At 41.4% G+C, this 22,806-nt stretch carries 23 protein-coding genes and 1 pseudogene; 6 read left to right on the top strand and 18 right to left on the bottom strand.

Features of this window, described 5'->3' with window-relative positions; genetic code table 11:
- Positions 1-72: 72 nt before the first annotated feature.
- From AQUSIP_RS05080 to AQUSIP_RS05105, 6 genes and pseudogenes are all read right to left on the bottom strand, one after another.
- Positions 73-2,091 (bottom strand): thaumatin family protein, encoded by a 2,019-nt coding sequence (locus AQUSIP_RS05080; RefSeq protein ID WP_114833373.1) that lies wholly within the window; start codon positions 2,089-2,091, stop codon positions 73-75.
- A gap of 6 nt (positions 2,092-2,097) precedes the next feature.
- Positions 2,098-2,802, bottom strand: a complete 705-nt coding sequence (locus AQUSIP_RS05085) for an outer membrane protein (protein WP_147277449.1) — start codon at positions 2,800-2,802, stop codon at positions 2,098-2,100.
- A gap of 355 nt (positions 2,803-3,157) precedes the next feature.
- A complete protein-coding gene (locus AQUSIP_RS05090) occupies positions 3,158-4,456 on the bottom strand; it encodes a metal-dependent hydrolase family protein (RefSeq protein ID WP_197737830.1) in 1,299 nt (432 codons plus the stop codon).
- Positions 4,453-5,014 (bottom strand): annotated as a pseudogene (locus AQUSIP_RS12485) (DNA alkylation repair protein). Before AQUSIP_RS12485 ends, AQUSIP_RS05090 begins: the two are co-directional and overlap by 4 nt.
- Positions 5,015-5,048: 34 nt before the next feature.
- Positions 5,049-5,417: a nuclear transport factor 2 family protein gene (locus tag AQUSIP_RS05100; RefSeq protein ID WP_170131725.1), complete on the bottom strand. Its 369-nt coding sequence runs from the start codon at positions 5,415-5,417 to the stop codon at positions 5,049-5,051.
- Positions 5,404-6,027 (bottom strand): cysteine hydrolase family protein, encoded by a 624-nt coding sequence (locus AQUSIP_RS05105; RefSeq protein WP_114833376.1) that lies wholly within the window; start codon positions 6,025-6,027, stop codon positions 5,404-5,406. Before AQUSIP_RS05105 ends, AQUSIP_RS05100 begins: the two co-directional genes overlap by 14 nt.
- Before the next feature lie 140 nt (positions 6,028-6,167).
- Between AQUSIP_RS05105 and AQUSIP_RS05110 the strand changes: the two genes are divergently transcribed.
- The 3 genes from AQUSIP_RS05110 (at position 6,168) to istB (ending at position 9,127) form a co-directional block, all read left to right on the top strand.
- On the top strand, positions 6,168-6,506 hold the full coding sequence (locus AQUSIP_RS05110) for a MerR family transcriptional regulator (RefSeq protein WP_114833377.1): 339 nt from the start codon (positions 6,168-6,170) through the stop codon (positions 6,504-6,506).
- A gap of 340 nt (positions 6,507-6,846) precedes the next feature.
- Positions 6,847-8,364 (top strand): IS21 family transposase, encoded by a 1,518-nt coding sequence (istA, locus tag AQUSIP_RS05115; RefSeq protein ID WP_170131899.1) that lies wholly within the window; start codon positions 6,847-6,849, stop codon positions 8,362-8,364.
- Positions 8,365-8,380: 16 nt separating this feature from the next.
- The gene (gene istB / locus AQUSIP_RS05120) at positions 8,381-9,127 is read left to right on the top strand and encodes an IS21-like element helper ATPase IstB (RefSeq protein WP_114835531.1); all 747 of its coding nucleotides are present in this window, start codon (positions 8,381-8,383) and stop codon (positions 9,125-9,127) included.
- Between the two features lie 57 nt (positions 9,128-9,184).
- Here the strand turns inward: istB and AQUSIP_RS05125 are convergent, their stop codons facing one another.
- Positions 9,185-10,291, bottom strand: a complete 1,107-nt coding sequence (locus AQUSIP_RS05125) for an MFS transporter (protein WP_114833995.1) — start codon at positions 10,289-10,291, stop codon at positions 9,185-9,187.
- 110 nt (positions 10,292-10,401) lie between these two features.
- Here AQUSIP_RS05125 and AQUSIP_RS05130 point away from each other — a divergent pair, with 110 nt between their 5' ends.
- Positions 10,402-11,265 carry a LysR family transcriptional regulator gene (locus AQUSIP_RS05130; protein ID WP_114833994.1) on the top strand — a complete coding sequence of 288 codons (864 nt, stop codon included), beginning with the start codon at positions 10,402-10,404 and terminating at the stop codon, positions 11,263-11,265.
- A 441-nt stretch (positions 11,266-11,706) separates the two neighbouring features.
- Here AQUSIP_RS05130 and AQUSIP_RS05135 read toward each other — a convergent pair whose 3' ends face one another.
- The 3 genes from AQUSIP_RS05135 to AQUSIP_RS05145 all read right to left on the bottom strand — a co-directional run bounded on the left by AQUSIP_RS05135 (position 11,707) and on the right by AQUSIP_RS05145 (position 14,216).
- Positions 11,707-12,879, bottom strand: coding sequence for an ankyrin repeat domain-containing protein (locus tag AQUSIP_RS05135; protein WP_114833993.1), 1,173 nt, complete (start codon positions 12,877-12,879; stop codon positions 11,707-11,709).
- A gap of 193 nt (positions 12,880-13,072) precedes the next feature.
- Positions 13,073-13,657, bottom strand: coding sequence for a hypothetical protein (locus AQUSIP_RS05140; protein WP_147277469.1), 585 nt, complete (start codon positions 13,655-13,657; stop codon positions 13,073-13,075).
- A gap of 52 nt (positions 13,658-13,709) precedes the next feature.
- Positions 13,710-14,216: a cupin domain-containing protein gene (locus AQUSIP_RS05145; protein WP_170131767.1), complete on the bottom strand. Its 507-nt coding sequence runs from the start codon at positions 14,214-14,216 to the stop codon at positions 13,710-13,712.
- Positions 14,217-14,444: 228 nt separating this feature from the next.
- On the opposite strand from AQUSIP_RS05145, the gene zapE reads away from it, so the two are divergent.
- Entirely contained in the window at positions 14,445-15,518 is a 1,074-nt protein-coding gene (gene zapE / locus AQUSIP_RS05150) for a cell division protein ZapE (RefSeq protein WP_170131766.1), read from the top strand.
- 20 nt (positions 15,519-15,538) lie between these two features.
- Here the strand turns inward: zapE and AQUSIP_RS05155 are convergent, their stop codons facing one another.
- Together AQUSIP_RS05155 and AQUSIP_RS12335 are read right to left on the bottom strand one after the other, a co-directional pair.
- The gene (locus AQUSIP_RS05155) at positions 15,539-16,585 is read right to left on the bottom strand and encodes a type IV pilus twitching motility protein PilT (protein ID WP_114833989.1); all 1,047 of its coding nucleotides are present in this window, start codon (positions 16,583-16,585) and stop codon (positions 15,539-15,541) included.
- Between the two features lie 139 nt (positions 16,586-16,724).
- On the bottom strand, positions 16,725-16,925 hold the full coding sequence (locus AQUSIP_RS12335; protein WP_170131756.1) for a hypothetical protein: 201 nt from the start codon (positions 16,923-16,925) through the stop codon (positions 16,725-16,727).
- Here AQUSIP_RS12335 and AQUSIP_RS05160 point away from each other — a divergent pair.
- A complete protein-coding gene (locus AQUSIP_RS05160; protein WP_114833988.1) occupies positions 16,871-17,974 on the top strand; it encodes a PQQ-dependent sugar dehydrogenase in 1,104 nt (367 codons plus the stop codon). The two genes, AQUSIP_RS12335 and AQUSIP_RS05160, sit on opposite strands and share 55 nt — an antisense overlap.
- On the opposite strand, the gene speD is transcribed toward AQUSIP_RS05160, so the two are convergent.
- From speD to AQUSIP_RS05190, 6 genes are all read right to left on the bottom strand, one after another.
- The gene (gene speD / locus AQUSIP_RS05165; RefSeq protein WP_114833987.1) at positions 17,966-18,994 is read right to left on the bottom strand and encodes an adenosylmethionine decarboxylase; all 1,029 of its coding nucleotides are present in this window, start codon (positions 18,992-18,994) and stop codon (positions 17,966-17,968) included. The two genes, AQUSIP_RS05160 and speD, sit on opposite strands and share 9 nt — an antisense overlap.
- Before the next feature lie 210 nt (positions 18,995-19,204).
- Complete coding sequence (locus AQUSIP_RS05170; protein WP_114833986.1) at positions 19,205-20,005, bottom strand: sulfurtransferase; 801 nt, start codon at positions 20,003-20,005, stop codon at positions 19,205-19,207.
- Between the two features lie 153 nt (positions 20,006-20,158).
- Positions 20,159-20,560, bottom strand: a complete 402-nt coding sequence (locus AQUSIP_RS05175) for a hypothetical protein (protein WP_114833985.1) — start codon at positions 20,558-20,560, stop codon at positions 20,159-20,161.
- A gap of 74 nt (positions 20,561-20,634) precedes the next feature.
- Entirely contained in the window at positions 20,635-21,246 is a 612-nt protein-coding gene (locus tag AQUSIP_RS05180) for an ABC-type transport auxiliary lipoprotein family protein (protein WP_114833984.1), read from the bottom strand.
- Positions 21,243-22,067, bottom strand: coding sequence for an MlaD family protein (locus AQUSIP_RS05185; protein WP_170131765.1), 825 nt, complete (start codon positions 22,065-22,067; stop codon positions 21,243-21,245). The genes AQUSIP_RS05180 and AQUSIP_RS05185 overlap by 4 nt, the downstream gene beginning before the upstream one ends.
- A complete protein-coding gene (locus AQUSIP_RS05190) occupies positions 22,051-22,803 on the bottom strand; it encodes an ABC transporter ATP-binding protein (protein ID WP_232058640.1) in 753 nt (250 codons plus the stop codon). The genes AQUSIP_RS05185 and AQUSIP_RS05190 overlap by 17 nt, the downstream gene beginning before the upstream one ends.
- Positions 22,804-22,806 lie beyond the last annotated feature (3 nt).

Here is a 22,806-nt window from a genome sequence, read left to right on the forward strand (position 1 = left end):
GAGGTGGGAGGGCTTAAGTCTAGCCAGCATAGTTACATTCTGCTTAACTGCTGCACTTAGCCCTCTTTGGCCTTAACTCTGAATGGTTCCAGATGGTGCGCCGCTGCGACCATCGGGACAAAAGGTAATTCTATAACTCACACTGTTCGCACTCGCACTGTTGGAACAGGTAAAGCTACTGCTTTTATCATCAAAAGGATACACATAGTTTGGCGGACATGCAGTTTTATACCAAATCAATGTGTTTAAGGCATTAGCAACCCAGGTGGCATTAGAGGATCCGTTCCCTGACGCTGCGCACTGTTGCACAATACTATTGTTAGACGGAATTAAAAGACTAGATGGCGCCTCCTGCCAATTTTGGCAGCCGCAGCAACCCGTTTGCCCGCCAGTGGTATAACATGAGTTTACGTAAACGCCCGCATTGCATTGATACATGCTGGAAAAAGTCGTACCTCCGTCGGCTGGTGCATTACAAGTATAAGGTGCGTGTGAATAATTGCTATTGATCCCGCACACTTGATCCGCTGTCCAGTAGCCTAAAAATTTTCCGCACATGGTTGCTGCTGAATTTGCACTAATGGCAGACCTTTTCAAACCACAGGCCTCTCCATTTGCCTGGTTACAATCGCTATTAGCCGCACAAGGGGTGGAACCTGCATCCGCAACCCATACGTAGGCTAGACTAGGCGGCGAGAAATTCCATGAACAACCGCCTATCGTTCCTCCGGAAGCGGTTTGATTAGCTGTCACTCCTGTTGAGCCGCATGTATAAGGATTAAATGAGTCGCGCGTAGCATTAAGCGGTTCAATTGACATTGGTACGTTGATACCATTAATACTAGTGATGTCATAAAAATCAATATCTGTTTGAAATGTCGGTTCAGCTTGCATAGCTGGTTGATTAAAGCTGACCCCAACATTGCATGCTCCTGTCCCGCCACCGCCACAATCAGCTGTTTCACATACGCCGCTGGAACATCCTGTACGGCCGGCAATATTGCCGCTCCATACGATGGGTTGTGTTGGTGTCGGTTTATAGACCCGCTCCGTTAACAATACTACGTTTGTGCCTGTCTTGGCGGCTAACTCATAATTTCCATTTGCCGGAGCTGGATTGACCCAAAAACAAATGCCGGCTCCTGCATTCGCACTCGGATTACAAGCAAAAGTGCCCGGTTGAACGCCAGGTTTTGCATCGCAATCTGCATTGGTTGCGCAGCCATTAATTTGTCCACCGCCATTAAACGCAAACCAAACTTTATAGGGGCATTTGTTAACAAAAGTAAAAGTGCGTTTACCAGCGCTTGAACCCGAAATAGTAAAATTGGTTGGCGTGTCAACAATTAACTTAGATGAAGTGTTATAAGTCACGGATAAATACTGACTGATATGACCAGGCGTGGACAGTGATTCGATTGTTGCTTGAATATGGCATTCCCCATTAGCCGGGACACTATTGTTGCAATCGTTAGTAAAAGTTGGTGTACCAATCAATGACGAGGCTATCGTAAAATTAATGCCCGCAGGAGTAAGTGAGATTGCATTACTTGAACTATTTGATAAAGTCCAAATTAAATCTTGATAACTATTGGTTGGCATATTTTGCCCAGTGGGCGCATTAGTAAACGCTAAGCTAGCTCCGCCACCGCTAGAAATTACATTAAAATTCAGTGTTGGTGCAGGCGAGATTGTTTGGAAAGTAGGACCATAATTAATCATAACATTCTGCTGAACTTTGCCAGTAGTTCCTCCTGCCGAAATAGTAACAGAAACATGACACTGCCCATTCGGCGAAACATAATGCGCCTTCCCATTATATTGGCAGTCGTCGCTAAATTGCCATGCGGTGAGGGGAGAGACTGGCGTTAACTGTGTTTTATTGGCAGCCATATTTAATTGGATAGGTGCGGTAGGAACGTTATTTTTAATTGTATAAGTGACTGTTTGTGTTGTATTGATCGCCATATTTTGCACCGTTTCTGCTGAAACAATCACTAATGGTGCTTTACTGCCCGCATGAGCCGATATAGTAAAAAAGACACTTAAAGCGTAGAGGCAAAATAATTTTTGTAAAAAAGTATTTTTCATAGCGACTTATCCAAATAAATAACTGAGACCGACTAAAACCGACTGAGACTCTATTTTAACTTTGATCGGTTTTCCCAATGTCACACCTGTACTGTAATCATATTTACTGCTTTCAGCATTGCCCGAGTTAGCATATAGGTAGCGTGCTGATAAGACTAAATTGTGGCAAATTGGCACTTTGATGCCGGCGCCCGCTTCATAAGCAAATTGAATTTGAGGATTTTTTGATAAGGAATAAAAGCCCCCATCTGCGCCGACATTCGGTAATGGATTATTTTCAAAACTAAGCGTATTTCTTGCGGCGCCAGCTCCCACTTCAATAAAAAGCATAATGCCTTCCCACAGGGGGCGAAAATCCAATTCCGTATCCAGCATTAAACGGCTGCTGCTTACTTTCATGTTATAGGTTGAATTGGCAAAATCAGGTAGACCGTATTGCAAAACGATACCATCACGCGAGGTTTGATTGTAATAAGCATTAATACCAAGCGAGACGCTGTGAAATAGATAGCGAATATCGCGATAAGCAGAGTCAATATCAACATCGTAAGAGATACCTATTGCTGGTGCAAAGTCGATGGGATGGCCGCTTACGTTAAAGCTGTCGGTTCTAAAGCTTTCAGGAGGAAATACAATATGCTTTTCATTATCTCCAAATTCAATAACGCTGCCGCCCGCTAATAAATTAATAGCAGTCTTGCCTGCTGCCACGGGTGAGCAAACGCCTATTCCCAAGCAAAAAACCAGGCTGGCTTTAATAAAGAGAGGAGAAATTTTTTTTGTTGCAATCATTCCTTTCATTCTTTGAAAAATCATTTAAACATCCTTGCCCAAAGCTGCATTACAATAGAGAAGAAGTTGAAAGATACTATGACATTAACTGTATTTTAAAATCAAAGAATATGTTTTAGGGGGTAAAATAAAGGCTTAGCAGGGGAAATGATGCATTTATTTTTTGAATCCATGGCCTCTGGTATCCAAGCATAATGGCCGGTAATAAGAGTTACCGGCCATGGTGGTTGTCATGGAGACGGCGGATTCAAACAATCAATGCAACTCAGCTTTTTTACCCTTTAAATACTTCCCCATCCTTCATCACGAAATGAACATGTTCAAGCGCATGAATATTAGTCAAAGGATTTTCTAGCACCCCTATTATGTCTGCGTGATACCCAACCCTGATTTGGCCACGATCTTGTAATCTTAATAAATCAGCAGCATTGATTGTCGCTGTGCGTATGGCATCAATTGGTTGCATACCTCGCCTGACGAGTGCTGCAAATTCTTTTGCATTTTCACCGTGGGGAATAACTGGGGAATCTGTTCCAAACGCAATTTTGACACCCGACTTAATTGCTTTTTGCAGATTTTTCTTAGCTATTGGCATCAAGTATTCAGCTTTTTTTCGTGTAATTGGACTTAGAATGTCGAGGTTAATAGCGTCTGTTACATAAGTAGTAGGAATTAAAAATGTTCCATGCTGTTTCATTAAACGGATGCTTTCATCATCTAGCAAAGAACCATGCTCAATGGAACGTACACCTGCTTTCACTGCAGCATTTATTCCTTCTGTGCCGTGAGCATGAACGGCAACCGGTATATCATGTCGGCCGGCTTCATCCACCATCGCTTTTAATTCTTCATAACTATATTGTTGATTGCCAACTCCATCCTCTTCTGAAAGCACACCAGCTGTAGCCGCCGCCTTTATGACTTTAGCGCCGTGCTTAATTTGGTAACGAACCGATTTAATGACCTCATCAACTCCATCCGCGATCCCGGTGCGATAACTAACGGGTAGAACATTCGGTGCATATGGACCGAACATATCAGGATCCATGTGCCCACCTGTAATACTTAATCCGTGGCCGGCAGGTATGATATGAGGCGCTACAATCCAACCCGCTTCGCTTGCTTTGGCCAAGGCCACATCAACAAATCCTTCGCCGGGGGTCAGGCCTAGATTTCTTACTGTCGTAAATCCGGCCATTAACAATATTCTGGCATTTTTAACTCCGCGTACCGTCGACATGGCATCATCATCCTGTACCAGCTGAAGCTTGAATTGTTGATTAAAATCGTTAGGAAGATGAACGTGCATATCCATCAAACCAGGCAATAAAGTAAGATTGGATTTTTTGATTATTATTGCTGTTGCTGGAACATTTGCTGGATTAATTGCTACAATTTTTTTTCCATCTATTAGCAAATTTGCTGGTTTTATGAGTTTTCCTGTCTTTATATCTAGATATTGTTTGGCTTGAAGATAAATAGTCGCAGAAATTGCTTGCGTCGTAGAAAAAACCAAAGCGAGAAATATAAACGTTTTAAAAGCCGACTTAATCTGTGTTTTCTTAATGTTCAATATCTTGTTTCTCTTGATTTTAATAAATATTTATTTCGTTCCTCAGCGGGGAATCTTTCAATAGCATACCTTAACATAGTACGAGGCATAATTTTATAATGCTTTTTTAAAAATTTTTTAAGTGCCGTGATATTCCTTTTACCCACTTCACGCAGGATCCATCCCGTTGCCTTGTGAATGAGATCTTCATCGTCGTTTAAAAGAATTTCAGCAATTTTCAGCGCATCAACCACGTTCTTGCAACGTACAAAATGTAGCGTTGAGACTATCGCAATTCGCCTATCCCATATACGCTTTGAACGCGCCAGCTTGTAAAGAATTTCCTTATATTGCATGAGCAATAGATCGTTCATCATGCGTGTTTGATTTCATTAATTTTAAAACATCCTGAAGATGCAGATCATAAAAATCCTTTGCAAGATTACGTATACGTGCAGCAGTTACTCCTAGAAAAATATCCGATTGACTATTCTTGAAAAATTTACGAATATTTTCTGCCTTTGCTCTGTCACCTTTTTTTCTTAATTCACTTTTTAGTTTGATTAATTCAGTCGTCATATTAAGTCAATTTTATAAATTCCGCATATGATATTTAGTTGGTAAAGATTTTGTTCCTAATCATCCATTGATTATTTATTTTTAACAGCGTAATGTAATCTGTGAAAACCAAATCACCCACAGCAACTCGTGCTTTCACTATGGCAGCGTCGTTTGTTTTATCTATTAAGAGAATTTCTTTATCGTATTTCTCACCTTTATTTGCGGAAGTTGGCATAGTCGTGACTCTTGCCATGAATTCAGTGCATGTCCAATCACAAATCTTACCATTTAAACTACCGGTGACATGAGCCTCGGGATGAAAAGCCTGCTTTAGTTGCTCGGTATTGCCATAATAACTTCCCTTAAAATATAAGTTAATAATTTCTGTAATACGTTGAGTGTCAGCATCAGTTGCAATCATTATCTTCACCATTTTTGTTTAAAAATTGTATAAATTCATTTGAGTTAATGCTTCTACCAAAATGGTGAACAACATTAGTCAAAAAATAATTTTTCTGTTCCTGGGTAAAGGCAGATGAAGCATCTTCGATTACTATGGCTTCATAACCCAGATCATGCGCAGCTCGCATGGTTGATTCTACACACACATGCAAGGCATATCCCATAATGTATAAGGTATTGATGCGATTATTGCGCAAATAAGCATCCAGATTGGATCCTGAAAAAGCACTGCTTCCCACTCTGCCTTGTAGAACGAATTCTTGTCCTTCAGGTTTAAATGGCGCTGGAAATCGGCTGGCCATTGAGCCTGCTAAAAAAGTCCTCTTTATTGGAATGGCTGCGCGCAATCCGTGATTTGCCTGCCCTAGTTCTTTATATGTTTTGGTATAACTTAGCCCCGAATGAATGATGTGCATATGAGAGCTGCGCGCATGATGCAGAACTTTTTCTGCACTCCTTAATGAAGTTGTAAATTGTTCCTTATCAACCAAAGGATTAAGCTTGCCTTTTTCACTTAGCCATTCATTCTGAAATTCAATTAACAATAGTGCGCTATGATCTAGCCTCATGGTCCCACCCTCTTCTAATGATGTTATATTACATTAATTGTAATTTAATAGCAATAAATGTAATATAATAGCTTAGAACAAAAAATACCGCCAATTTATTATGGTTGTAATGCATTAATCTGAAAGGAAAATGGACCAATATGGCAAAGAAAAACCAAAAAATTCAATCTGTTAAAGAGAAGAGCGTATTATCTGATTATGATTTCTTAAGTAAGTTAATAGTAGGGATCGGTGAAGTATCGAAAATCACCGGTATTCCGCAAAGGCAATTACGATATTGGCAGGAAAAAGGGTTAATTCAAACAGCCGATGAGGCTGGATCAACAATCAGGCGGTTCGATTACTTGGAAATCAAAAAAATCCTACTTATAAAAGAGCTATTAGAGGAAGGTTACACCCTCGAGGCGGCAGCAAAAAAAATAGAAAAGCGAATGGAATCAATTAATTCAGCATTTAAAAAATTAAAAAAACTTTCATAACGTTCTTGCATTAGTAAATTGATAAAGTCCAACCATTACTAAACATAAAGCTATATAAATAAGTGGCAACATTAGCAACGTTGTTTTGAACATTCCAAGGCTTAATACTGAAAGGGTTGTGTATTCCGACCTTATTAGACCACCTATTCCGGTAACATTGGGCCATCCATTCTGATTTTTCTGGGCCACTGGTTCTGGCCGTATTGGATCATCTGTTACGGGACATTGGGCCAGTGATTACGGCGTCATTGGGCTACTTACCAGCTCACGATAGTTTATTTTTTATACAATATCCTCTTGTTTTCAAAGCGAGGGGGTAGTAATCGTGAGATATATAAGTATGCGTAAAATCAGTGAAGTTTTAAGGCAATACCATGAGTTAAAATGCAGCCATCGAGTTATTGCAAGAAGTTTAAATATTGGAAAGACAACCGTTACAAGATACTTAGAACGGGCGAAAGCAGCAGGAATTAATTGGCCTTTGCCGCAATCGATGACAGAAGAAGATTTATACAATCGTCTTTTTCCATCTGCTGTAAAGGTCTCAAGACAGAAGGCATTTCCTGATTGGGAACGGGTCTATAAAGAGCTACGCAAAAAGGGCGTGACCTTACAACTACTCTGGCGAGAATATCGCGATGTTCAGCCGGAGGGCCTGGGTTATTCCCAATTTTGTACCCACTATCGAGCTTATCTCAAGGCGACATCACCCATCATGCGGCAAGTACACAAAGGTGGTGAAAAAACATTTGTAGACTATGCGGGCATGACAGTACCTTGGATTGATCCAGGGACAGGCGAAATTCATGAAGCACAAATTTTTGTAGGCTGTTTAGGCGCATCACAATTTACTTTTGCTGAAGCAACTGCCACGCAGCAAATACCTGATTGGATTCAATCACACGTCAGAATGTGGGAATATTTTGGCGGGGTCAGTGAAATCGTTGTACCAGACAATTTAAAAGCGGGTGTAAAAAAATCTCACCGCTATGATCCCGACATCAATGCAAACTATCAGCATGTGGGCGAGCATTATGGTTTTGCCATTGTTCCTGCGCGTGTTTATGAAGCAAAAGACAAAGCAAAAGTTGAAAATGCGGTTGGTATAGTTGAAAGACAAATTCTTGCGCCAATGCGGCATATCACTTTTACGAGTATTGCTGAAATTAACGCAGCCATCAAACCTCGTCTTGCTGTCCTTAACAATCAATCCTTTCAAAAAATGAAAACATCAAGACGGGCATTATTTGAAGAAATAGATAAATCAGCGCTAAAGCCACTGCCACCCGAAAAATACCAATACGCCGAATGGCAACACGCAAAAGTTCATATCGATTATCATTTTGTATTTGACGATCATTATTACAGCGTGCCGTATAAATATATTCATCATGAAGTTGAGATCCGTGCTACAGCTAACACGGTGGAGTGTTTTTATGAGAGAAAACGTATTGCTTCACATCCACGCAGTTATCATCGGTATAAACACAGCACCATCAAGGAACACATGCCGCCTGCACATCGTGCACATGCGGAATGGTCGCCAGACCGCATGAAGCGATGGGCAAATAAAATTGGCCCGCATACGATGAAGTTTATTGATCGCTTAATCGCCTCGCGCGCGTTTCCAGAACAAGCTTATCGCGCTTGCCTTGGTGTGCTTCGCCTAGGCTCAAGATATGGCGAAAACCGTCTTGAAAAAGCCTGCGCTATCGCCAATGAATCTGGTGCAACACGTTACAGCCAAGTCGAAGCAATATTAAAAAACAAACTTGATACTGTTCCCAATTCTCATTCGACGAATACGCCTGTTATTTCGTCGCATGGAAATATCCGTGGTTCTGACTATTACAAATAAAACTGGAGATAAAAAGATGTTAACTCAACCAACGTTAGAAAAACTAAGAGCGCTAAAATTATCTGGAATGGCAGAAGCTTTTTGTGAACAATTACAAAAACCCATGCCTGATCTGGATTTTGAAGCTCGCTTAGGGTTGTTGATCGATCGTGAATGGTATTTGAGAGAAAACCGCCGCTTAAACAGACGGCTTGCACAAGCAAAACTTAAAGCTCAGGCTTGCATCGAGGACATTGATTTTAAACATACCCGCAATTTAAACAAAACTGTCGTACAAGAACTTGCCCGAGGGCAATGGATTCAACAACACTTGAACTTACTGATTACTGGGCCAACGGGTTGCGGCAAAACTTATATTGCCTGCGCGCTTGCACATAAGACTTGCTTGATTGGCATGTCTGCGCGTTATTATCGACTCCCACGTCTTTGGCATGAATTAAAAATCGCAAAAGCAAATGGTAGCTATGCTAATTGGCTCGCACAACTAGCAAAAATTGATGTTCTTATCTTAGATGATTGGGGATTAGCAACTCCTGACGATGACCAACGCCGCGATCTGTTAGAAATACTTGATGATCGCTACCAACGAAAATCAACTATCATCACCAGTCAGTTACCAATCACACATTGGCATGAACATTTGAATGATGCCACTCTTGCAGACGCTATCCTTGATAGATTAATTCACAACTCAATCAGATTGGAATTAGATGGCGATTCACTTAGAAAAAAACAAAAATCTTTACAGACCGATGAAGTTTAACAGATAATGCCGTCGTGACTGGTAAAGTTGTCCCAATAAACCGGAATCATTGTCCCCTTACGGACTGGAATTAATGGTCCTTTCGATCGGAATACACAAAAGGGTCGCCATCCCCATATTAATAAAATTCATGACGGCTGAACCGTGTGATTTATCGTTAACATGAATCATTGCCGCGGTTGAAGCATTGGCAATGATAAAAGCTAATCCGAAATAAACTATAATCATTGGCAAAAATATGGAATAGATGGCTGATAGTCGTGCCAGTGCGGCAGCGATCATCAACCCCACCCCGCTCCCGGTAATTAAGATGCCTTTGCCTATAATAGCTTGTAGGCCATGTTTCTTTGCCAGCTTGGCAGAACACAAAGATCCAAAGATAAGTCCGATGGCAGGCAAAATATTTGCCATACCATATTCCGCACTTTTCATTCCTAATAAATTCATTGCGGCAAAGGGTGACAAAGCCGCAAAAACATAGACAAATGAAGTAGCGCTTCCCATTAATAAACTACCAACAATTAACTCGCTTTTTTTAAGATGAGAAATATATCCATGAAACAAATTTTTCAGTTTAAGTGCGTCATAATTTAAATTAGTTTGTGTTTCAGGTAACTGAAACGTGAGAAGCAAAAGAATAAATCCGTAGATGGCTCCAGCGTAAAAGCAGCTCATCCAGCCAAAATTAGCATTGAGCTCTCCACTCACGGCAACACTAAGCGCCGGGGTAACGGCAAATGCTAACATCAAATAGGATATTTTTTGGCTTGCAATTTGAGGTTCGTAGCATTCATTCACTAAAGTAAATGCCATTTTCAAACCGACGCCCGATCCTAGGGCTAATAAAAATCGGCCTATAATTAGCAGCGTAAATTGATGAATGAATCCAGCAAATACACAAAGCAAGCTGCTCGCGATTTGTAACCCGACGCCTAAATAGAGAGCTGGTTTTCTTCCGTAACGATTTGCAATGGGCCCATATATGAGCTGTCCTGACGCGTAGCCTATTAAAAACCAGGTGATAGTCCGTTGCGCACTTTCGGTTGATTGTGAGAAAAAATCAGCGATGTTGGGCAAGGCTGGCGTAAACAAAACTGCATTGACAGAGGCAAATGAAATCATCAGTAGTAATGTAAAAAATGGCAGGGTTCTTTGGTTTGACATCTTGGGTTGCTCTCTTATTAACTGGCTTTTTGAGTATAAATATTGACTTTTTATTAAACAATAGGCTAAATAATCAATTATTATTAACTTATATGCAATAATAAGGCCTTATGAGTAAATTTGACCGAATCGCCATTTTCCTTTCAGTGGTGGAGGAAAATGGTTTTGCTGCGGCAGCAAGAAAAAGAGGCTTATCAACCGCAGCTGTCAGCAGACAGATAACAACGCTTGAAAGTGAGTTGGGAACACAATTGTTACACCGTACGACGCGTCATGTTTCATTAACCGAAGTTGGGGAAAAGTATTATCAACAATGTAAAAAGGCTCTATACGAACTTCGCGATGCTGAAATGGCAATTACAGAAAGTAAAAATGAGGCAACAGGATTGCTGAGTGTGATGGCTAACCGGTATTTTGCCATAACCCATCTATTGCCAACACTGCCTGAATTTATGCGTCTCAATCCCCTCTTGCGTATCCACTTTCAATTAGCGGAACGATTTCCAAATCTGGAGCAAGAAGGAATTGATATTTTGTTTGGTGTTTCAATTGAGGGAGCTCCTGATTTGGTGCGTCGCCGTATTACAACAACACGCTATGTTCTTTGTGCTTCTCCTGCTTATTTAAAAAAACACGGCACTCCTGAAACACCATTTGATTTAACTAAGCACCGTTATATTACTCATAGCATTCGCAACCCAAATGATGTAATTACATTTAAAGATAACCTTGAAGTCCACGTAAATCCTATACTCTTATTGAACGATAGCTATGCCATGCGTGAATGCGCTATTGGCGCCATGGGAATTATTAACCTACATGATTATATGGTGGCTGACGCATTAGCAAATGGAAAACTAGTCGAAATATTAAGTGATTTCCAGGAACAACAGAAAAATATCTATCTGTATTATCGTAAAAGTCGCTATTTACAGCCGAAGATTAGAAAATTCATTGATTTCTACGTAAAATAAATCGCGGTAGAGAATCTTTGATGATGAATAAGAGTGTTCATCAAGCTGTACCAGCATAAAATCATCCTAACTCTAAATTTAAGCGCCCGTCAAAATAAGTTTTGACTGGGACATCAGCGCTTAATTATGCATAGGGTTGATACCTTTTTCATGACATTCTGACACGTGCAATAAATCAATTTCATCAACACATTTTGACACGACTATCTTCATACTCATAAAGCTTATCGAGTAGGCAACACGTTCTAATGCTTGAGCCATGAGTAGGTATCAGGATCAGATTGCCAGAAAAAATTACGTGTGTTTAAATCGGGGAAAAAGCATGCTGTCACCAGTGCAATTAAAAGTGAATTAAAACGTCGCAGCGTTATTGAGCCTGTTATTGTTCATTTTCTATTTTTTGGGTTCGAAAGAGCCCCAATTTGAAATGAATTTCTAAAATTAGGGCTTCTTAACGAGCGACAATTCTAAGTATTTACAAATATCATCATATTTAAGTTTCCTTGCATAATCGAGAGGCGTTTCTCCATTACGATCTTTTGCACCTATATCAGCTCCATACTCGACTAACAATTTAACTACATCGACATTGCCGCTTTTTACGGCGGCGTGTAGAACATGTTCATAAGGATGATTGCTGATAGTATTGAGAAGATAGTATTGCAGAGATGATTTTTCTTCAGGCGCCATCACTCTCTGAAAGAAAGGAGAATTTTTATTTTTCACGATATTGAATTCTTTGGAAAATTCAAAAATATCCTTAATCATGCGAATATCACCATTTTGAGCGGCTTGAAATAATAAAGGATAGCCAGCTAAAAACACCGGCTTTTTCGTGTCAGGATAAAATGCATTCTCACAATCATAGCGATCTCTTTGCTGGCAACCATATATTTCCAAATAGTTTTGCATAAAACTTTTTTTGTTTGATGGAAACTCATTTAAAAGTTTTGTAACCGCATAATTTCCACTTCGAATAGCCAGGTGAATCGGAGTCCAATTTTCGCCAACATCTCTATTCTTCATGTGTACTTTAAGTGGATCAGCATGAAATTCAAGTAAGTAACGAACCGTTTCAGCATAACCATTTGGTACAGGAGTCATGGTGCGCGGATTATATATTGTATCTCTTGTATAGGGGCTACCTTCAAGAGCCTTGGCGGCATTAAGGCAGGCCAAATAGAGGGGCGTTCTTCCATTGACATTAATATCATCTATTTTATTTTGCAATTCAGGACATGTTTTATTACGTTGTTCTTCAGTAAATTCGCCGCCTTTATCTAGCTCATCAGATTTAACACCTTCCTTTAGCAATTGTTTTACTTTTTCATAATCCCCATTAAATGCGGCAACGTGCAGCGGAAATTGTGTACTGTCAGGAGGAAGTCCGCTTTTGGCAAGAATAATATCCTCTTCAGTAAAGAATTTATATCTAGATTCCACACTATCTACTTCATCCCATGTATCTACTTCATCCCATGTATCTTCTTCGGAAGGGTAACCACTGAGTGATTCGTCTTCTGATGGATAATCTGATAAATGTTCCTCGTCCTTTTTTAAATCACCTACATTTTCCTTATATTTACTATCTTTTTCTTTATCTCTATCTTGCATAAAAAAATGCCTTAAAGTGATTTTATTCAATATTAATTATAGATCATTGTGCCTCTTCTGCAAAAGCAGGCATAAGGCGTTAGGTGAAATCGTATATGTGTTTGACCTAATTCAGCCCTGATTATTATTAAATAGATTTTTTTTGCGCGTCAAAGCGACTTCTATAATATAATTCCAGTAACGTCAGTATTTTTTAATCCTTCCCAGTTTTGTTATTCGGGTTGATAGAACAAGCCGCATGATCGAGGTTGGTTTTATCATTAACCTTCGTCAATTCTCTCATTAATTGCTGATTGCCAGCAATCGTCGCGCCTGACCAGATTGTTTTCGTGCAGTTTTTTGTGTCGCATTCTCCCGCAAAAGTAACAAATGCCTGATCGCGAATGACATCACAAGTGCAATTCGCCTTGCGGGTATCTGGCGCCTGCTTATTAATGAGGCAGGGTTTGTCAAGGCAAGTGGCCCAGGGCGCGCCAATGGGGCAAGTCATATAGCGATAATGACTACCGCCAAACGAAAAAGTTGAAACGAGAGCTGTCTCACCATCCTGTGTCTGCTTTTCCTTTCTTTCCTCGCAAGTGGAAAAGCCTATGTTTTTCCCCTTCCAAATTGAACATGAACAAAGCACTTTGTCAGGCATGCCTGGGATGGATTGACAGCTGGCAGCATTGCAGAGCGCATAAGTATTAGTGCAAACAACGGGCTGCTTGTCAGCTGCGTTTACAGTGTGAATCATTAAAATTAATATTAGGCATCCAATGATTATTATCCGTCTCATTCCGCTTTGCCCTTCCATAGAAAATATTCAAGGATCCGCTGACTCCGTTTGATTATTTTTTCGTAAAATCTTGGATTTCTTTTTTAAAGTGGGGATAGCGATTGCAAAGTTCTTCTGGGTTGCCTAATTCCACATCTTCGGTCTCTACACCTATCCATTCGGACGTGCCTAACAGTGAATAACTGCCTTCCTCATGCAATCTACTAACATGATAGGTATTCCCAGGTATAAATAACTGCGGAGCCATACCTGCCTTAATGTCATCGCCCGCCACTTTGATTTCTGCATTACCATCAGGATAAAGTAGCAGTACTTCGAGTGGTGTACCAAAATAAAAATGGTACATTTGGTCAGAACGTATTTTATGCAATTTTATTTGGGTTTCTTGCGTTACCATAAAATAAAGAATAGACCCAGCAGGTCTATCACTTCCAAATTGGTCAGGCAAAGCGCTCTTGGGCAATATTGTTTTACTGAGATAGGTTTGCTTGACTAATCCGCAAGTAGGATGCGGTTCCAGGTGGAGTAAATCGATGATTTCCTTGCTAGACAGCTTCATAAAATCCTTCCCTTTCATTGAGCTAATCGCCCGGATTGTTGCCAAAAGCTCATATTAAATTCATTCAACCTGCTCTGACAATCTATCTTACCATGTAAGATGTCCGATCAGGATGACGTGGCTCGTGGGATAGGTTAAAATAGATGCGGCTTAAAAATATTAAAGTTAATCTAATCAATTAGATATATAAAAAATGTCATTTAAAACATGATGAGCAGTGTGTATCGCATGACGCCTATTGAGTACTATCAAGAACAATGTAAAAACAGTCTGGTTGTGAATGACCCGGAACAATTAAAGGCACTCGTGCATTTTCAGTCTGTTTATAACGCTTTGTTGCAGGAACACAAGCAGCGATTCAGGCTGATGGCTGTTTTGCGCAAACCTCGCTTAGTAAAAGGCCTTTATCTGTGGGGGGGCGTAGGAATTGGTAAAACCTTTTTAATGGATTGTTTTTACCATTGCATCCCTTTCCCCTATAAAATGCGCATGCATTTTCATCAGTTCATGCAATTCATCCATCAGGAATTGAAAAAGCTACAGGGAGAAAAAGAGCCATTACAAAAAATTGCTAAAACCATCGCGCAAAAAAATCTACTGCTATGTTTTGATGAACTGTTTGTATCCGATATTACCGATGCCATGATCCTGGCGCGCTTATTCGAAGCCTTATTTTCTCATGGCGTTTGTCTGGTCGCGACGTCGAATGTGGAACCAGATGAATTATACAAAAATGGATTGCAGCGCCCGCTTTTTTTACCTGCTATCGCACTATTAAAACTGAACACGACAGTGGCGCATATTCCAACCCAGATAGACTATCGTCTTCGGCATTTAAAAAGTGCGGGTGTTTTTTTTCTGTCAAATGATCGTTTGGCTCAACAAAACATGGAAAAAAGTTTTGACTTGCTAACTCAGGGACTAACGATAAGCCATGAACCACTAGACGTTTGTGGCCGCTCAATTCAAATCTATAAACAGGCTGGCAGGGTTGTTTGGTTTGATTTTGAGCGCTTTTGTGCTATACCGCGCAGCCAGCAGGATTATCTTGCTATTGCTAAAAATTTTGATACCATCTTTATCAGCAACATTCCTGTTATTCCTCCTCATGCAAAAAACACGATCGCTCTCTTTATTCGCATGGTGGACGTATTTTATGACGCACGCGTACGATTAGTTATTTCTGCTGCCGAAGTGATTGACAAAATTTACAGTCAGGGCAGCATGTTATTTGAATACACGCGCACACGATCGCGATTATTGGAAATGCAGTCCGAGTCATATTTTCTATCCGAACGCTAGAGGCTGTTACATCGACAGAATTAAATTTCTCTGAATGTTCCCCGATAAAGGGCAACATTTCGCGCTTCAACGGAAGTGATAATCCGTCTTGATACCAGTTGCTGTAAATATTGGTCCATTGTACACATGCCCACATCGCCGCTGGTTTGAATGGTTGTTTGCATATGCGCCGTCATGTCCTGGCGCACAAGATGGCGGATGGCGGGTGTGGCGAGCATAATCTCGAATGCGGCCGCTCTCCCGCCGGAAATTTTCTTAACCAGCGTTTGGCAAATTACAGCCTGCAATGTCTCGGACAACAGGTTTCGTACCCTGTTTTTTTCCGCTGCCGGAAATATATCAACCATACGGCTGATAGCAAGCGGCGCTGAGCTGGCATGTAAGGTGGACATAACAAGATGGCCTGTTTCTGCTGCTGTAAGAGCAAGCCGGATAGTTTCTAGATCGCGTATTTCGCCCAATAGAATCACGTCCGGATCCTGGCGCAAGGAAGCGCGCAAGGCTGTATTGATATCCGGCGTGTCACGTCCCACTTGCAGTTGATTGATGGCACTTTTTTTGGTTTCATAAATAAATTCAATCGGATCTTCGATGGTAATGATATGACAAGCGCGTATGGTGTTAATATAATCCACCATCGCTGCCAAAGTTGTGCTTTTACCAGAACCTGTCGGCCCAGTGACCAGAACCAGACCATGCGACAATCCTAAAAGTGTCTTTAAGATAGGTGGCAGATCCAGTTCTTCGAAGGAAGGAACTTTTTCAGGAATGACACGAAAAACCGCAGCAAGCCCGCGCAGTTGATGAAAAACACTGACCCTGAAATTACCAATATCTCTAAGCGAAATAGCCATTTCGCACAACAGATTCGATTCAAATATCTGCTGTTGTTCAACGGTCATAACAGAATAGACTAGCTGCTGGATAAGATCACTGGTCAGCCTTGGACTATCCTTGATCGGATGAAGTTCGCCATTAACGCGCAATAGAGGCTGCAATCCGGGCAACAGGTGCAAGTCCGATGCACGCTGTTTTACGCTAAGGCCCAGCAAGTCTTCAATGTCCATTATGGTCTCCCGATTGGCGAATAGTGATGAAAAAAAGGCGTATGGAATGCTTTTTTATTTCTCACGTTTTAAATATGATTATAGCAATATTTTCGTATCTATCTGATAATTTTATTTATTTATTTGTTTATTCTATAGATTAACCAGTCTTGCGCATACCAGCTGAGTGTTTAATACCGTAAAACCAGCGTAGAGACAAGACAAACGAATGCAAATTTGCTGTGCGGAACAAGATGGAATAGCCTAGAATAAGTAATTCAAAAATGGAATGGACGATGGAATGGAATGCGCCTGATCCTTCTACCTTTAATTTTTTTCGCGACATCTTTTTGCTTTGCACAACAGCTTCCTTTGCATTTATTGCAACTTCCAGAAGGTTTCACTGTCGACATTTATGCCATGGTGCCCAACGCTCGTTCCATGACCTTGGGTTCTAAAGGTACACTTTTTGTAGGCACCATGGGTGACAAAGTTTATGCAGTTGTACCAGATGCAAAAAGTGCGCAAGGAACACGGGTATTGACGATTGCGTCGGATTTAAATACGCCAAACGGGGTGGCCTTTCACGATGGCGCACTCTATGTGGCCGAAATAGGACGTGTCCTGCGATTCGCTGATATCGAAAACCATCTTAACCACCCTCCTAAGCCCACTGTCATTACTGATGCGCTTCCTACCAATACACACCACGGATGGCGTTTTATTGACTTTGGCCCTGATGGAAAACTCTATATTGCAATCGGTATGCCCTGCAATACCTGTCTTAGAAAAGATCCTCGCTTTGGAACAATCATGCGGATGAATCCAGACGGCAGCCAGGTTGAGATATATGCAGCTGGTATTCGCAACAGCGTAGGATTTGACTGGGACCCACGTACCCAAAAGCTCTGGTTTACAGAAAATGGCCGCGACTGGATGGGTGATAACCTGCCGCCGGATAAACTTAATTATGCGCCGCAGCCAGGAATCCATTTCGGCTTTCCCTACTATGACGGGAAAGATCTGCCCAATCCTGCGTTTGGGCAATATCCTTTTTCAACTTACACTCCGCCCACGTATAATTTGCCCGCTCATGTTGCACCGCTTGGAATGGCTTTTTACACAGGCAATCTCTTTCCTGCCGAATATCGCAATCAAGTATTTATTGCGGAACACGGCTCATGGAACCGAAGTAAAAAAGTTGGTTATCGGGTAATAGTTGTGAAGATAAATGACAACAATCAAGTAGTGTCCGCCAAGCCTTTCATCACTGGCTGGCTGCAAGGCGAACAGGCCTGGGGCCGACCTGTTGATGTGCTGGTTAAGCCGGATGGTTCCTTACTGGTTTCAGATGATGAAGCAGGTGTGATATACCGGGTTACCTATACTCGCTATAAAGCTTTACTTTAACTGAGGCCCATAGTAAATGGGTTCTGCCTGTTGTCTTGCTTCAAGCAGCGGAAAAACGGGCTGCAATTGACGATGATGTCCTTCATAACTGCCCCGGGGGAATTGATAGCAGACAGCCTTTTGAGACTGGAATTCTTCTGCTAATGACAGCATGATTTTCTGGGGTTCCACTTTATCATCAAACATGCATAAATCCATGGCTGCATAAGCATGTTCAGGCCAGTCATGCACAGTCAGATGATAGCCATTGCCGATAATGACCGCACTGATGCCTTGCGGCTGGAATTGATGTACATAATTGAACTTAATTGGGAGCGCGTTAGCTTCAAGTGATTCGCGAAAATGGTTCAATACAAATTCACTACTGTTAATTCGACCTGGATCACAATAGTAAAATTCCGCGACCACATGTTGGCCTAAGCTGGCGTTATTCAATTGCTTGCCCGGTGAAAAAAATCCCAGTGTTGAGCCACGCAGCAAGGCAATACCAGGAATAAAAGCATCTTCATCTTTTTTTCGTATACCACGTTTAAATTCAATTTTATCATAAGGACTTTCGCGAAGTTTTAGTTTGATGTGCTCCACGGCAGCATTCAAGTTAATATGTCCACAGGTATAAGCATCCAGAGCAATAAAATGCTGGTCACGCAGATAGTGCACGCTAAAATGAGATTCTTCGATTACAACAATGCCGGAAATATTGCCGTTAATCTTGTTTTGAAAAAAACGAGAACAAAGAATGGTTGCACCTGATAGGATAGCCGCATCACGGATCAATTTTTCAAATTGATTCGAATTTAATTGCACAGACCGGACAGTAAATTCAGCTAGTAAATGCTGGCCCAGATACATACTCTTATCCAGATGAGTACGGTTTGTCTCCGTCATTTGTTGCGCCTGGAAATGCCTGATTGCTGCACTGGCAAGCTGGTTTTCACGTAGTAATGCTTCAAACAAAAATGGATTACGAGTAGGCAAAGAAACCGCGCGGTTTCCAACTGCCTGAGTTTCGATAGGCATGTTATCCTCGTTTTATGCGATTCTTGTAATAATTATTTAGAAAAGCGAAGGCGTATCATATCATGAGGATTATTAAGGGCGGCTTAAGCCATTATTTTTTACCAGCGATTCTTCACGTAACTTAAGCAATAAAGATGCAAATACTGTGCCAGTAAGCCAGCTCATCCTGTGTCTTTTAGAATAACAGGTGTTTGCTCGTTAATACTTACATTAAGCGCACGAGGGGCAGGAAACACCAGGCACATAGGCAGGAAGCGCTTGTTCTGTTTCTGTAACAGGTGCCTGACAGATGGCACATTGCTTGGTTGTGGCCATGGTTAAATTAGGTTTTAATGCGATACGCTCGTCAAATACATAACAATCGCCTGCGTAATGCGCACCGCCTACTTTAGCAAAGTAATTCAATATCCCGCCTTCAAGCTGATAAACATCCTTGTAGCCCTGGTTTAACAGATAAAGCGCTGCCTTTTCGCAGCGGATGCCGCCTGTACAAAACATCACGACAGGTTTATCACGTTCAATCTTTTCTATCGCGGAAGGAAATTCACAAAAATGCTCGAGGTTTAAATTAAGTGCGTTAACGAAGGTACCAAACCGCACTTCATAATCATTACGCGTATCCAATAACGTGATCTCGCGGTTTTCATCCAGCCATCTTTTTAATGTTTCAGGTTCAATGCTGGGCGCACGGCTGTCCGCTGCCTGAATGTCCGGTTGACGCAGAGTAATGATTTCGCCTTTGATTTTAACCTTGAGTCTTTGATAGGGGAAGTTTTCGGTGCGGCTCTCTCTAAATGTCATATCTGCAAAGCGTTCATCCTGCTCAAGCCAGGTTTTGAATGAATGAATGGCATCCGTTGGACCTGCCAGATTGATATTAACACCTTCTTCGCTGAGTAAAATCGTGCCTTTAAGCTCAAGCGAACGACAATGGTCAAGAAAAACTCCGCCTAGAATATTCAATTCATTCAATGGGATAAACTTATAACCGGCTATATGTTCGATAGGCATGGCACTTTGCTTGTCTAGACTGAATGGGGCTCAAAATTTACTGCACAAATGGGTTGTCGTCAATAACTTAATAGGCGTATTCTGCCATTACGATTTATCCTCAAATTGCTTAAAAAAATGCTTTGGGCAATCTTCGAAATAATCCAGGTATAATCAGTGTGAATGGTGCCGTTCAGAACGACACTCTTTTTCAATTTCATCTCTAGCTGATATTAAGATACTTTGACTGGTTGATTGAAAATAAGGATGTAAATTGTGAGCAGGTCCTTCACCGCCACTGAATAATGAATTTAAACCTCTTTTTAAAGCACCCAATTTTCTACTAGCAAAAGCATAATGCACAATTGCTGCATTTAAAAAAGAAACTTTATCCGTTGGTGCTTTCTTATCATCGGTTTTTATTTTTTCAACAAGCTCTTTTGCAATTTCGCTGCGTCTTTGATTTTCTTCACTATCAATTTCCTTTCGCTGAAGAGCTAACTCTGCAAGGGCGTCCTGTAATTTTTCAACTGAAGCCAAATCATTTTCTTTAAAATAAATAGTTCTGCCTATCATAATTACTTCTTCCATTAAGAGAAAAATTTTAATTAGCTAACAAGCGAACATTTTCTTGACGCGAACAACAGTAATTAGGTGCGATTGATTGCAAATTGTGTCAGCTGTGCCAACATTTCCTCTGTTGCCCTGTTCGCCGCAATGACACCACCATAGGGCGTGTATTGCCGTAATGGTACAAATACAGCAAAATTCTTTGTTGCGATCACACGGTTTGTCATAGCCCTACTGAGCTGGGCGCGCATCCTTAGACGCAACAAAGGCGGCCTATGCGTATAATCCTGCTGCAGCTCCAGAAGTTGTGTATTGAGCACATAATCATACTGACCTACTACAAAGGATGGAATACCAACATTGCGGAAATAATGAGAATTTTGCAATGACTGCACGATCAGCGGCTGCAGCATTTTAGGCGGTGTCTCTGCCCAACGATTGTGACTGTAATAAGCAACCTGATAAGGTAGAACGGAATACGCCATCTGTGTTGTATTATATACAGGTACGGCTTCGGGGGGCATAACAAGAATCGTAACAGGCCGGGTGCGTCGAACAGCGACGTCGGGTACAGATTTCAGCATGTATGTTTCTTCGGGTTTTATTTTGACGGGGGAAAAGCAGCCCGTGAGTGACAACATGATAATGGCAATGATATTTTTTATAATGTAATTCTTGATAGATAATCTCATCTTGTTTCACCTGGTCCTAATACCTGGCGGTCAACACCGCGTAAAATGACGGAAGGATTTTGTTTGACTTCAGCTGATACTTCGGCAAGGGTACGTGCAACGTCATCAAGATTGGAAAGCACCTGATAAGCTGCAGGCAGTGTCTGGGTTTCAATAACACGCATAGCGCTAGTACTTGACCGCATCAACGGCGTAAGCTGCTGAGTAGCTTTTGCCGTGTTCGCCAGAATGGCTTCCAGTTTGCGATTATTAATGGCCAACGTACCGGTGACACGATCCAGATTAGAAAGGATTCCTTTGATTGATTGCAGGTTTTCCTTGTCAAAAACTGACTGAAATGCCTGACTGATTTCACCAAAATTCTCGCTTAATTTTGACAAGGCAGCATCAAGGCGCATAAAAATCGAAGGAACCGTTTTGATGACAGGATAGGTTTGGCCCTGCTTTATTTCCAGCGGTCTTAAATCGGTGCTTTTATCCTGCAGGGCAATGAAACTGACACCTGTGACACCTCGCGTACTTAGCATAGCCGTCGTGCCCATGGTGATTGGCGTGGCGCTTTTAATATTTATTAGTACTTCAACCATCTGGGGATTTTTATGATTAATTTCGATACTTTTGACGGAGCCTACATCCACCCCATTATACTCAACAGGAGAATCAATATTGAGGCCTGTGACCGATTCCTTCATGTAAACCATATAAATTGAATAACGCTCAAAAGAAAATCCCGATGACAGCCAGATAACGCTCAGTGTAATTGCGCCTACCAAAGCAATAACAAACGCGCCAACAATCGTATAATTAACCTTGGTTTCCATGAGCATGCGCTTCCATTGCTATCCGTCCACGAGGACCATTAAAAAACGCCTGAATTAAGGGATTCGGGTTCTTTATCAAATTCGGCATCGTATCGACGCTTAACACGACCCCTTCTCCTAAAAATGCAACACGGTTGGCTATCTTCCATAAACTGTCAAGATCATGCGTTATCATTACAATAGTCAAACCCATGGTGCTCTGCAAGTTTAATATCAATTCGTCAAATCCGGCCGCCGTGGTGGGATCAAGCCCGGAAGTTGGCTCATCTAGAAAAAGCAGCTCGGGGTCCATGACGATTGCACGGGCAAGTCCTGCCCGCTTTTGCATGCCACCGCTTAGTTCGGATGGATATTTTATCGCATCCTTTTCTGATAGACCTGCCATCAGAATTTTTAGTAAAGCCAGTTTTTTAATGGTTTCGGCATCTAGATTTGTATGTTCATGCAAAGGAAAAGCAACATTTTCGAGTAGTGTGAGTGAGCTAAACAAAGCATTCTGCTGGAAAAGAACCCCCCAACGGTGCTGGATAGCAAGAATTTTTTCAGGAGAAGCATGAATCACGTCCTCTCCAAAAACACGAATGGTGCCTGAAGTAGGCTGTGTTAAACCCAATATCTCACGCAATAAAGTTGTTTTGCCGGAACCGCTTCCTCCCACAATACCCAGAATTTCACCCCGCTCAACGGTGAGATTAATATCTTTGTGCACCCAGGTATTTCCCAGACGGGTTTTCATATT

Source organism: Aquicella lusitana (assembly GCF_902459475.1).
Classification (GTDB): domain Bacteria; phylum Pseudomonadota; class Gammaproteobacteria; order DSM-16500; family DSM-16500; genus Aquicella; species Aquicella lusitana.

What these genes read in the sequence shown, in the direction of transcription:
- AQUSIP_RS05180 (WP_114833984.1), bottom strand. Translation starts at nt 21,246, where the DNA reads ATGAGATTATCTATCAAGAATTACATTATAAAAAATATCATTGCCATT.
- AQUSIP_RS05155 (WP_114833989.1), bottom strand. Translation starts at nt 16,585, where the DNA reads ATGGACATTGAAGACTTGCTGGGCCTTAGCGTAAAACAGCGTGCATCG.
- AQUSIP_RS05105 (WP_114833376.1), bottom strand. Translation starts at nt 6,027, where the DNA reads ATGAGGCTAGATCATAGCGCACTATTGTTAATTGAATTTCAGAATGAA.
- AQUSIP_RS05080 (WP_114833373.1), bottom strand. Translation starts at nt 2,091, where the DNA reads ATGAAAAATACTTTTTTACAAAAATTATTTTGCCTCTACGCTTTAAGT.
- AQUSIP_RS05100 (WP_170131725.1), bottom strand. Translation starts at nt 5,417, where the DNA reads ATGATTGCAACTGATGCTGACACTCAACGTATTACAGAAATTATTAAC.
- AQUSIP_RS05140 (WP_147277469.1), bottom strand. Translation starts at nt 13,657, where the DNA reads ATGAGACGGATAATAATCATTGGATGCCTAATATTAATTTTAATGATT.
- AQUSIP_RS05125 (WP_114833995.1), bottom strand. Translation starts at nt 10,291, where the DNA reads ATGTCAAACCAAAGAACCCTGCCATTTTTTACATTACTACTGATGATT.
- AQUSIP_RS05160 (WP_114833988.1), top strand. Translation starts at nt 16,871, where the DNA reads ATGCGCCTGATCCTTCTACCTTTAATTTTTTTCGCGACATCTTTTTGC.
- AQUSIP_RS05190 (WP_232058640.1), bottom strand. Translation starts at nt 22,803, where the DNA reads ATGAAAACCCGTCTGGGAAATACCTGGGTGCACAAAGATATTAATCTC.
- AQUSIP_RS05110 (WP_114833377.1), top strand. Translation starts at nt 6,168, where the DNA reads ATGGCAAAGAAAAACCAAAAAATTCAATCTGTTAAAGAGAAGAGCGTA.
- AQUSIP_RS05130 (WP_114833994.1), top strand. Translation starts at nt 10,402, where the DNA reads ATGAGTAAATTTGACCGAATCGCCATTTTCCTTTCAGTGGTGGAGGAA.
- istA (WP_170131899.1), top strand. Translation starts at nt 6,847, where the DNA reads ATGCGTAAAATCAGTGAAGTTTTAAGGCAATACCATGAGTTAAAATGC.
- speD (WP_114833987.1), bottom strand. Translation starts at nt 18,994, where the DNA reads ATGCCTATCGAAACTCAGGCAGTTGGAAACCGCGCGGTTTCTTTGCCT.
- AQUSIP_RS05170 (WP_114833986.1), bottom strand. Translation starts at nt 20,005, where the DNA reads ATGCCTATCGAACATATAGCCGGTTATAAGTTTATCCCATTGAATGAA.
- AQUSIP_RS05145 (WP_170131767.1), bottom strand. Translation starts at nt 14,216, where the DNA reads ATGAAGCTGTCTAGCAAGGAAATCATCGATTTACTCCACCTGGAACCG.
- AQUSIP_RS05175 (WP_114833985.1), bottom strand. Translation starts at nt 20,560, where the DNA reads ATGATAGGCAGAACTATTTATTTTAAAGAAAATGATTTGGCTTCAGTT.
- istB (WP_114835531.1), top strand. Translation starts at nt 8,381, where the DNA reads ATGTTAACTCAACCAACGTTAGAAAAACTAAGAGCGCTAAAATTATCT.
- zapE (WP_170131766.1), top strand. Translation starts at nt 14,445, where the DNA reads ATGACGCCTATTGAGTACTATCAAGAACAATGTAAAAACAGTCTGGTT.
- AQUSIP_RS05135 (WP_114833993.1), bottom strand. Translation starts at nt 12,879, where the DNA reads ATGCAAGATAGAGATAAAGAAAAAGATAGTAAATATAAGGAAAATGTA.
- AQUSIP_RS05185 (WP_170131765.1), bottom strand. Translation starts at nt 22,067, where the DNA reads ATGGAAACCAAGGTTAATTATACGATTGTTGGCGCGTTTGTTATTGCT.